Here is a 2,816-nt window from a genome sequence, read left to right as displayed (position 1 = left end):
GGGTGGCCGAGCAGTCCGGGCACACCGAGCTGCTCACCTTCGACATGGGCGGCACCTCGACCGACGTGGCGCTGGTGCGCAACGCGCAGGCCCGGATCGGCCGGGAGACCAAGGTCGGCGACCTGACCGTCCGCGCCTCCGCGGTCGACGTCCGTACGGTCGGCGCCGGCGGCGGGTCGATCGCCCACGTACCCCAACTCACCCGCGCCCTGCGGGTCGGGCCGCAGTCCGCCGGCGCCGAACCGGGGCCGGCCGCCTACGGCAAGGGCGGCGCCGAGCCGACCGTGAGCGATGCCAACGTGGTCCTCGGCTATCTTCCGTCGACGCTGGCCGGCGGCGAGATCACCCTCGACCGGGAGGCCGCCCGCGCCGCCGTGCAGACCGTCGCCGACGCGATGGGGCTGAGCGTCGAGGCGGCCGCCGCCGGGATCGTCGACATCGTCAACGAGAACATGCTCGGCGGTCTGCGGCTGGTCAGCGTGCAGCAGGGCTTCGACCCGCGGGACTTCGCACTGGTCGCCTTCGGCGGCGCCGGGCCGTTGCACGCCAACGCGCTCGGCCGGCTCACCGGCGCATGGCCGGTCATCGTCCCGCCCTCGCCGGGCGTGCTCTGCGCGCTCGGCGACGCCACCACCTCGGCCCGCGACGAGGCCGCCCGCACGGTGCTGCGCAAGCTGGGCGACCTGTCGGCGGGCGAGCTGGCCACCATCTTCGAGGAGCTCGCGGCGGCCGCCTCCACGCGGGTGACGCCGGAGACGGTCACCTACTCGGCCGACGTCCGCTACGTCGGTCAGGGCAACGAACTGCCGATCACCTTCGACCTCGGCGACGATCTCGGCGCCCTCTTCGACGCCGAGCACGAGAGGCTGTTCTCGTTCACGCTCACCGTCGACCACGAGTTGGTCAACGCCCGGGCCACGGTCACCGGCGCGCGGCCCACGGTTTCTCCGATCCATCTGGAGAAGGGCGACGGCAGCCCCGCCCGTGCCGGCGAGACCCGCATCTACGTCGACGGCGGCTTCGTCGACGCCGCGCTCCACGACCGGCTCGAGTTGCGGGCCGGCGACGTCGTGACCGGCCCGGCGATCGTCACCGAGATGGACTCCACCACCCTGATCCTCCCCGGCCATGCGGCCACCACCGATCCCAGCGGCAGCCTGCTGATCCGCCCCGTTTCCGGTCCGGAGGCCTGAGCCATGGCACGCATCATCACCGACTCGTCGCCCGTCGAAACGGTCGACGTCGACCTCGTGACCCTCGACCTCGTCGAGAACGGCCTGCGCAACGCCCGATACGAGATGGACGAGGTGCTCTTCCGCACCGCGCTCTCGCCCGGCATCCGCGAGCAGCACGACGAGTTCCCGCTGATCGCCGACCCGAGCGGCAAGATGGTCGTCGGCCAGTTTGGACTGTCCATCCCGGACTTCCTGGCCGGCTTCGACGGCGACATCGGCGAGGGCGACGTGCTGCTCACCTCCGACCCGTACGCGTGCGGGGCGGCGATCAGCCACGCCAACGACTGGCTCGTCGTGATGCCGATCTACGTCGGCGGGCGGGTCGTCGGGTGGGCCTCGATGTTCGGGCACATGTCCGACGTCGGCGGCAAGACGCCCTCCTCGATGCCCACCGACGCCAAGACGATCTATGAAGAGGGCGTGGTCATCCCGCCGTTCAAGCTCTACGCCGGCGGGGTCCTGAACAACGACGCGCTGCGCATCATCCTCAACCAGGTGCGCGTGCCCGACTGGAACCGGGCCGACCTCAACGGCCTGGTCGCCGCCTGCCGCACCGCGACCCGCCGGGTGCAGGAGATGTGCGCGCGGTTCGGCGTCGCCACGTACCTCTCGGCACTGGACGCCCTGCTGCAGCGCAACTACGACGCCATGAAGACGCTGCTGCACATGGTGTTCGAGGAAGGGCGGACGCTGTCGTTCACCGACTACATCTGCGACGACGGCGTCGGCTACGGCCCGTACGAGCTGAAACTGTCCCTGACCCGCACCGGCGACAAGGTGCACCTGGACTTCAGCGGCTCGTCCCCGCAGGCGATCGGGCCGGTGAACTACTACCTCAACGAGAACCTGGCCCGGATGTTCTTCGGCATCTACATGATCACCGTGGCCGACCCGCAGATCCTCTGGAACGACGGCTTCTACCCCCTCGTGGACGTGACGATCCCGGACGGCTCGTACTGGAAGCCCAAGCACCCGGCCGCGCTCAACGCCCGCAACCACGGCATCGGCCGGGTCTTCGACCTGTTCGGCGGGCTGCTCGGCCAGACCAACCCGGCGCTGCTCAACGCGGCCGGCTTCTCGTCGTCACCGCACTTCATGTATTCCGGGAACTACTCGAGCGGCGACCGCAAGGGGGAGTGGTTCCAGCTCTACTCGATCGGCTTCGGCGGCATCCCCGGGCGCCCGCTCGGCGACGGGCCGGACGGGCACTCGCTGTGGCCCAGCTTCGTCAACATCCCGTGCGAGTTCCTCGAGTCCTACTACCCGCTGCGGATCGAGCGGTGGGAGACCGTCGCCGACACCGGCGGGGCGGGGCTGCACCGGGGCGGGAACGGCGTCGATGTCGCGTACCGGTTCCTGGAGCCGGGGACCATCGCGATCCACGACGACCGCTGGCTCACGTACCCGTGGGGTGTCAACGGTGGTGAGCCGGGCGCCCGCGGCCGCAAGTGGATCGACCGGGACGACGGCACGCGCGAGGTGCTGCCCTCGAAGTGCCACGACGTGCCGGTGCGGCCGGGCGACGTGCTGCACTTCGTCACTTGGGGCGGCGGCGGGTGGGGCGACCCGCTCGAACGCGAC

The 2,816-nt window shown here is 70.8% G+C and carries 2 protein-coding genes; both read left to right on the top strand.

Features of this window, described 5'->3' with window-relative positions; all coding sequences use genetic code 11:
• Positions 1 to 1,193, top strand: a 1,193-nt coding sequence (locus AB0M20_RS36135) for a hydantoinase/oxoprolinase family protein (RefSeq protein WP_364305112.1), incomplete at its 5' end; no start/stop codon positions are given.
• Between the two features lie 3 nt (positions 1,194 to 1,196).
• The coding region (locus tag AB0M20_RS36130) for a hydantoinase B/oxoprolinase family protein (protein ID WP_364305111.1) at positions 1,197 to 2,816 on the top strand (1,620 nt) is incomplete at its 3' end.

It is taken from the genome of Actinoplanes sp. NPDC051633, from assembly GCF_040681735.1.
Taxonomy (GTDB): domain Bacteria; phylum Actinomycetota; class Actinomycetes; order Mycobacteriales; family Micromonosporaceae; genus Actinoplanes.
This window is presented reverse-complemented; position numbering and strand designations above follow the sequence as displayed.